The following is a 7495-nucleotide window of genomic DNA, read 5'->3' as shown; positions in this document are numbered from 1 at the left end:
CGGCCCCGCGGCGGGGCCCGCTTTCCCGTCCGACGAAACAAAAATCGGCTCAGCCTGACACTGCCAATACAGCAGCATACAGGACTAAGCCGATAAATTAACACACTCCAAGGCGTAGCACAGCGGCGTGCCCGGAGGGGTGGGGTGTGGGGAGGGGAAACGGGCTTCGCAACTCCGAGTGCCTCCCCTCCCCACGAATTTCCCCGCTTTTTCAAAGCAAAACTTTTCCACGAAAAACCCTACAATACTTTGGAAAGAAACTCCTTCGTCCTTTCCTCTCGAGGATCCCCAAACAGTTCTTTCGGATTTCTATCCTCAAGAATCACCCCATCATCCATAAAGAGCACTCTGTCGCTGACCTCCCTTGCAAAGCCCATCTCATGGGTAACCACCAGCATGGTCATGCCTTCTTTTGCAAGCTCCTTCATAACCTCAAGAACCTCTCCGACCATCTCCGGATCAAGAGCTGATGTCGGCTCGTCGAACAGAAGCACCTGGGGATTCATTGCAAGGGCTCTGGCAATGGCAACCCTCTGCTTCTGTCCGCCTGAAAGCTTTCCGGGATAGACATCGGCTTTTTCTTCAAGGCCGACTCTTTTCAAAAGAACCCTCGCCTTCTGATCAGCTTCCGCTGCATTCCATTTGCCAAGGCGCACCGGCGCAAGGGTGATATTTTTCAATACTGTCATATTTGGAAACAGATTAAAATGCTGAAAAACCATTCCCACATTTTCCCTGAATTTATCTACATCCAGCTTCGGATCCAGAAGCTGCTGTCCGTTTACGGTGATCTCACCTTCCTCCGGTTTTTCCAGAAGGTTCAGACATCGCAGAAATGTAGATTTTCCGGAGCCGGACGGACCGATGATGCAGATACACTCACCCTTGTTTACGTGAGTTGTGATTCCCTTTAATACGTGTACGTCCCCGAAGGACTTTTTCAGATTTTTAACATCAATCACTTTCTCTCAGTCTCCTTTCAAATCTCTTCAGCAGAAGGCTCAGGCACTTCACGATCAGATAGTACATGATACCTGCAACGATCAGCGGTATGAACATCTGATAAGTACGGGAAGAAACATAGCTTGCCGCTTTTGTCAGATCCATGATACCTACATAACCTAAAATAGATGTTTCTTTGATCAGCTGGATAAACTCATTACCCATTGCCGGAAGGATGGTTTTTACAGCCTGCGGAATGATAATGAAACGCATGGTATCTTTATACCCAAGACCCAGAGAACGACCAGCCTCGCTCTGGCCCTTGTCTACAGATAAAATACCTCCGCGGATAACCTCGGAAACATATGCACCGCTGTTGATACCGAAGCTGACCACTGCTGCCACATATCCCAGCCTGCTGTGGAACACTGCAAAATAGATGATCATCAGCTGAAGGACTGACGGTGTTCCACGAATCACATCAACATAAATATCCGCGATCGTGGAAAGAATGGTTCTTCTGCCTTTTTTCGCAGCTCCAAGACGTACCAATGCCACTACAAGACCGATCAGGATACCTACGATCACTGACAAAAGGGAAACGATCAGTGTAATCCCAAGACCATTAATATAAAACTTCCAACGATTATCTTGAAGGAAAATAAAGCTTAAAAGTCCCAGAAAACCATCGGTTGCTGCTACATCTGTCACATCCTCGCTGTTTTCAAGTGTGTCCACAAAATACTTCTGATAAAGATCATCATATTCCCCGGATTTTTTTACTTTTGCAAGCCCGTCATTGATGATCTGGACAAGCTCTGTGTTTCCTTTTTCAATGCAGAAAACCGTATCCTCTGCTGTACTTGGCACGGACTCATACTGCAGGTCTGAGTTCTGTTTGCAGTAGATCTCAGCCATGATATTGTCGATCAGAACTGCATCTGCTCCACCGTTTTTCAGCTCCATGACTGCACTGGAAGCGTTTTTAAATCTTTTTACTTTGGCATCCTTAACTTCACCGTAATCAGTAGTCTCGCCGGATGCGATCATATCACTCTGTGCACCCTCCAGAACTGCAACGGTTTTTCCGGACATCTCCTCAAAATCCTTGATCGGATTATCCTTGCGGCTGATGATGCACTGTGTACCGGTGTAATAAACATCGGAAAAATCAACGCTTTTTTTACGGTCCTCCGTAGGTCCGATCCCGGCTGCGATCACCTGTACATCACCAGCCTCCATGGAACCCATCAGGGAATCAAAGGGCATATCCTTCCATACCAGCTTTACGTTTTCTTCCTTGGCGATCGCCTCCAGAAGATCGTAATCAAAACCTGTAATATTTCCATTATCATCCAGGTATTCAAATGGTGAATACTCTGCGTTCGTTCCTATGATGATGGTCTGCTGTTCTGCCGCTTTTACTGCCACTGCACTGCTGAAATATATCGGCAGAGCCATGATCATACACAGTACAAAACAGATAAGAGCTCTGCTTTTTCCATTGCGTCCCATTATTTTCCCCTCCTGCTATTCATATTTTTTTCCGTAGCCAAAAGCACCTTCCATGCCACAAATGCCCGCTGCAAAAGCAGCTGCCTCTTCAAGACTTTCACAGATCGCGGTTTCCTCCGCCATGCCGTTTTTCATTCTTCCGATATACCCGGTAAGGAAAGATGCGATCAGTGAATCCCCGGCGCCAAGAGTATCTTTTACTTCCGTAAGCGGCGCTGCCGGCTGTCGGTAAAAATTCCTTCCGTCATAAAGAATGCAGCCCCTGGCTCCTCTGGAGGCCATGGCAAGCTTCGGCCCCATGGAGATGATCTTTTTCAGATGCTCTTCTGCCTCCTGGTCGGTTCCGTCAAAGGAGCAAAATGCGTAAGTAACCTCCGGTGCTGTTTTTTCATAATATTCCTCTGTGGAATCATCAGAAAAGTCAAAAGAAACCGGAATTCCCGCCTCTTTGATCTTATGCAGCTCTTCCTCCGTAAAAGAGTAATTTCCGCTATGTACCACATCAAAGCCTTTCATATATTCCAGATCAAAACGATCAAGGATATACGGTGTTTTTCCACGGATACCACCATCATTAAAATCCAGGAACTCACGGTCTCCGTCTTTTAATGTGATCCTGGAATAACCGTTCTCGCCATGCAGCTGTCTGCACTTTACGGTTTCCACGCCGATTTTTTCCAGTGTATCCATGATCAGCTCTGCTCTGTCGTCATCTCCGAAATATCCCATATACGCTGTTTTTTCACATCCGGCCATCTTTCCGTAAACACTGACGTTTACGCAGTTTCCGCCTGGATACATGGTTTTCAGATGATCATAGATATCCACTACATTGTCTCCGAAGCCAAGAAGCTTTGTACTGTATTTACTCATATTTTCCCTTTCTCTGTGCACAGGCACAGCAGCACCTTTAGTACTCTACAACGCCCATATATCTTCTCATATCCAGCGGATGACGGCGTTTATCCTGGAGAGCGGTACGGTAAACGGTCGTCATGGTGTAGAACAGCATCGGAGTAAAATATTCCACACAGCTGTCATCAATTGCTTCCATACCAAGCTTATCCGCATCGATCACTTCGTATTTCTTTCCGTATTTTTCAAGGAAAGTCAGCACACGCGCATCCATCATACGGTTTCTGCCCCGGCTCATCATAAGGATATAAAGATGATCCTCATCCGTTACCTCAAACGGTCCATGGAAATATTCCGCACTGTTCAGATAACCGCAGTCCATCCACTGCATTTCCTGAAGTGAGCAGATCGCAAAGCCATATGCCTGAGAATAGGAGGCTCCCGATGCCATGATATAGAGGTTCGGTTCCTCTGAATATTTTTCTGCAAAAAGCCATGCTGCATTCTGCTGATCCTTCACTGCAGCTGCAATAACATTATCGATCTTTTCAAAGCCTTCCACGATCTTATCGTAAAGCTTATATCCCGGCTCCTGTACCTTCATCAGCTCATTAAGAATACGAAGTACGATTCCCTGAGGCTTCTCTGCTTCCTTTACCCCCGGTGCCCAGTCGTATACAACGGAGATCCATTTATCGGTATCACATGGGGAACCTGGCGCATGTGTCATTGTAACAACAGCTGCACCTGCATCCATTCCTGTTTTTGCTGCCTCCAGACACTCCTTTGTCTTGCCACTGTGGGAGCAGATGATCAGAAGACTGTCTTTTCCCAGCTTCTTCGGCGGTGTCAGTGCAAACTCTCTTGCAGGGATCCACTGTGCATCCATCACTGCGGATTCCGCACGGACAAAATAATATCCCGGATACAGATCCACAAGAGATCCTCCGCATGCAAGAAAATACACATTTTTGATTGTTCCATGCTCTTTGTTGATCTTATTTACGATTTTTACTGCGTCCATTTTCATCCTCCGGTTTTCGTGGAAATTCGTCTGAGAATCCTCTGAATCCATTGAAAATACAGGTTTTTTTCAGATTTTCAGATGAATTTCTCCTTCTTGTACTTTTGTATTTTACCTTTTTGAAGAATATAACATATTATAACGTTATAGTAAAGAGTATATTCATGATTTATGATTAATTATTCATCCAATATACCTTCTGACGCACTGCAGAGGTTTGTCCCTTACTGGACAAATACATCCGCACTATAGTAAAATATCTTTTATGAACAACCTCAGAAAGGATATTTTCATGTTAAATAAAAATTCAATCCAGCCGCTTTACAAGCAGCTTATGAATATCATCACCCAGCAGATCAAAAACGGTACTTATAAGCCCGGAGAAAAAATCCCTCCTGAGCCGGAGCTTGCCGATCTTTACCATGTCAGCCGGATCACTGTCCGACGTACCGTGGAGGAGCTTTGCACACAGGGCTATCTTATCAAGCATCAGGGAAAAGGAACCTTTGTAAAATCCCCCATGATCTTCCGGAAATTTGAATCCCAGAAAAATATGAGTTTTTCCGAATCCTGCCGTCAGAATGACCGGATTCCGGAATCTCACGTACTGTCCTTCTGCAAAAAAACTGCGAACAGCGTAACCTCTGATTTTCTGCAGCTTACTTCGGATGAGGAAGTTTTTTTCCTGGAACGTCTTCTTCTGGCTGACAGTATTCCGGTTATTGATGTTCACACCTGGCTCCCCACACGGCTTTTCCCGGATTTTGATCCGAACGCTGTAGAAAACGGTTCTTTTTTTGAATATATCAAAAACACCTACCGCTGTACGATCGCAGAATCCAGCCGCAGCACCATTTCTGTTACTGCAGCCTCCCCGGATATGGCAAAAACTTTGCGTCTGTCTTCCGGCGATCCCGTGCTGATCCTGGATTCCTATATGGAAGCTCCTGATGGAAAACCGCTTTACATCAGCCGTGAATACATTGCAGGTTCCCGCTATACGATTTCATTTTGAAGAATCAAAAAACGGCACAGAAGCGTTATGCTGCCAATACAGCAGCATACACCTCTGTGCCAGTGTTTATTTATCCAAAAATATTACTGTTCACTCCGTTCTCCGTAACACGCTTCGCGATACACAAAATTTACCCTTTATCTTTTCAAGACTCCGATCCATCACTGCCTGTCATCTGTGCCTCAATGGCCTTTCCAAGGCGGTTATAGATCGTCACCGCATCCTCCACATGGAGTGGGCTTCCGGTATTTCCCGATGCGCCTGCCGTTACCAGTATGTATTCCCTGTCGTAGACCTCTGCAAAGCTTGCAAGACACAGACCCGCCTCGCTGGTATATCCTGTCTTGCCGCCCAGGATCTTGCCGCCGGTAACGGAAGGGTCAGAAAGATTTTTGAACATGGTACTGTAATATGTGATCCCGCTGGGATGGATATTCGTCACTCCTGTGGAATGCCGCGGACTCTCAATTATTTCTCTGAACGTATCGTTCCGAAGCGCATACCTGAGCAGCACCGCAATATCTCTCACTGTACTGTAATGATCCGGATCATGAAGCCCTGTCGTATCACAGAAATGTGTACCATTCATTCCAATCCTCTGTGCCTTCTTATTCATCAGCTCCACAAATCCATCCCTGGAACCGCCTACGGTATCCGCCAGTGCGATACAACACTCCGCACCGGATGGCAGCATGGCACCATAAAGAAGGTCGATGGCCCGCACGGTCTCACCGGGCTGAAAGCCTGCCTGGGTGGCATCCTGCTCATAAAGCCCCTGGAACATTTCCTGGGTCAGAGTGATCTCCTGATCCAGATCATCCAGGTTCTCAATAGCCACGATCACCGTCATGATCTTCGTCATGGAAGCCGGATAGATCTTCTCATCGCCCTTCATATTTCCGATGATCTTTCCGCCTTTTACCTGCATCAGCACTGCGTAGGGACTGTTGATACCGCTCATCTCAAGCTTACGGACAACCGGTCTCTGCAGAGACTCCATCCAGTCACCTACCCCTTTATTCCAGCCGATGATCACTATAAGTGTCAGGATCACGATAGCCTCTACCACCAGGCAGAGTATCATTTTTATTTTGTTTACCTGTTTTTTTATTTTCTTCGCTTTACGCTTTTTTGATCTCAATTTATACTCCCTGTTCCGACAAATTCATCTGTAAGTTTTACTTACAGAAACGTTTTCCCTATCTTTTTTATATTAACATGATTATTATTTTCTTCTGTAAAATCTATATGAAAAAACTCTGATGAGCTTTCGGTCTGTTACAACTCTGTTTGTGCCTTATTGTAGGATTTTTGCCCCCAAAAATCAAGGTGTATAAATGTATAAAAAAATACCCTATACAAAGTTTCCTCTGTACAGGGTATTTAAAATTTATTACTGAGCTAATTTAATCGGGTTAAGCTTAACACCAGGTCCCATTGTCGGAGCGATTGTAACGCTCTTCAGATACTGACCTTTCAGTGTGCTAGGTCTAGCCTTTGTGATAGCTCCCATAAGCGTCTGGAAGTTGTCGCTTAACTGCTCCTCGGTAAAGGAAGCCTTTCCGATCGGAACATGGATGATGTTGGATTTGTCAAGACGATACTCGATCTTACCTGCTTTAATGTCGTTAACAGCTTTTGTTACGTCCATTGTTACAGTACCAGCTTTCGGGTTTGGCATTAAACCTTTCGGTCCAAGTACACGACCAAGACGGCCTACAACGCCCATCATATCCGGTGTTGCAACTACAACGTCAAAGTCAAGCCATCCCTCGTTCTGGATCTTCGGAATGAGGTCCTCAGCTCCTACGAAGTCTGCTCCTGCTGCCTTTGCCTCTTCTGCCTTAGCATCTTTAGCAAATACAAGTACACGAACTTTTTTACCTGTTCCGTGTGGCAGAACAACTGCTCCACGGATCTGCTGATCTGCGTGACGTCCATCGCAGCCTGTACGGATGTGAACTTCGATGGTCTCGTCGAACTTAGCTACAGCTGCTTTTTTAACAAGGCTGATAGCCTCTGGTGCATCATATAATGTTGCGCGGTCTACTGCTTTCGCAGCTTCCACATATTTCTTTCCTCGTTTCATTTCTATAACCTCCTGTGGTATTTGCGGGGAAAAGCCCTCCCACTTGAAAATTTCA

The 7495-nt window shown here is 45.8% G+C and carries 7 protein-coding genes; 1 reads left to right on the top strand and 6 read right to left on the bottom strand.

Features of this window, described 5'->3' with window-relative positions; genetic code table 11:
• Positions 1 to 239: 239 nt before the first annotated feature.
• The 4 genes from DW694_RS15265 to DW694_RS15250 are packed head-to-tail and all read right to left on the bottom strand — an operon-like array spanning position 240 to position 4336.
• A complete protein-coding gene (locus DW694_RS15265) occupies positions 240 to 962 on the bottom strand; it encodes an amino acid ABC transporter ATP-binding protein (RefSeq protein ID WP_118625124.1) in 723 nt (240 codons plus the stop codon).
• Positions 955 to 2457 carry an ABC transporter permease subunit gene (locus tag DW694_RS15260; RefSeq protein ID WP_118609220.1) on the bottom strand — a complete coding sequence of 501 codons (1503 nt, stop codon included), beginning with the start codon at positions 2455 to 2457 and terminating at the stop codon, positions 955 to 957. The genes DW694_RS15265 and DW694_RS15260 overlap by 8 nt, the downstream gene beginning before the upstream one ends.
• 15 nt (positions 2458 to 2472) lie before the next feature.
• Entirely contained in the window at positions 2473 to 3330 is an 858-nt protein-coding gene (locus DW694_RS15255) for a PfkB family carbohydrate kinase (protein ID WP_114001933.1), read from the bottom strand.
• A 37-nt stretch (positions 3331 to 3367) separates the two neighbouring features.
• Entirely contained in the window at positions 3368 to 4336 is a 969-nt protein-coding gene (locus DW694_RS15250; RefSeq protein WP_118625122.1) for an SIS domain-containing protein, read from the bottom strand.
• A gap of 292 nt (positions 4337 to 4628) precedes the next feature.
• Here DW694_RS15250 and DW694_RS15245 point away from each other — a divergent pair, with 292 nt between their 5' ends.
• Positions 4629 to 5351, top strand: coding sequence for a GntR family transcriptional regulator (locus DW694_RS15245; protein ID WP_178687675.1), 723 nt, complete (start codon positions 4629 to 4631; stop codon positions 5349 to 5351).
• Positions 5352 to 5496: 145 nt separating this feature from the next.
• Here DW694_RS15245 and DW694_RS15240 read toward each other — a convergent pair whose 3' ends face one another.
• Positions 5497 to 6423: a serine hydrolase gene (locus DW694_RS15240; RefSeq protein WP_353611219.1), complete on the bottom strand. Its 927-nt coding sequence runs from the start codon at positions 6421 to 6423 to the stop codon at positions 5497 to 5499.
• A gap of 321 nt (positions 6424 to 6744) precedes the next feature.
• Positions 6745 to 7440, bottom strand: coding sequence for a 50S ribosomal protein L1 (rplA, locus tag DW694_RS15235; RefSeq protein ID WP_015525334.1), 696 nt, complete (start codon positions 7438 to 7440; stop codon positions 6745 to 6747).
• Between the last annotated feature and the right edge of the window lie 55 nt (positions 7441 to 7495).

The sequence above is a fragment of the Ruminococcus sp. AM26-12LB genome, from assembly GCF_003480785.1.
Classification (GTDB): Bacteria; Bacillota; Clostridia; order Lachnospirales; family Lachnospiraceae; genus Blautia_A; species Blautia_A fusiformis.
This window is presented reverse-complemented; position numbering and strand designations above follow the sequence as displayed.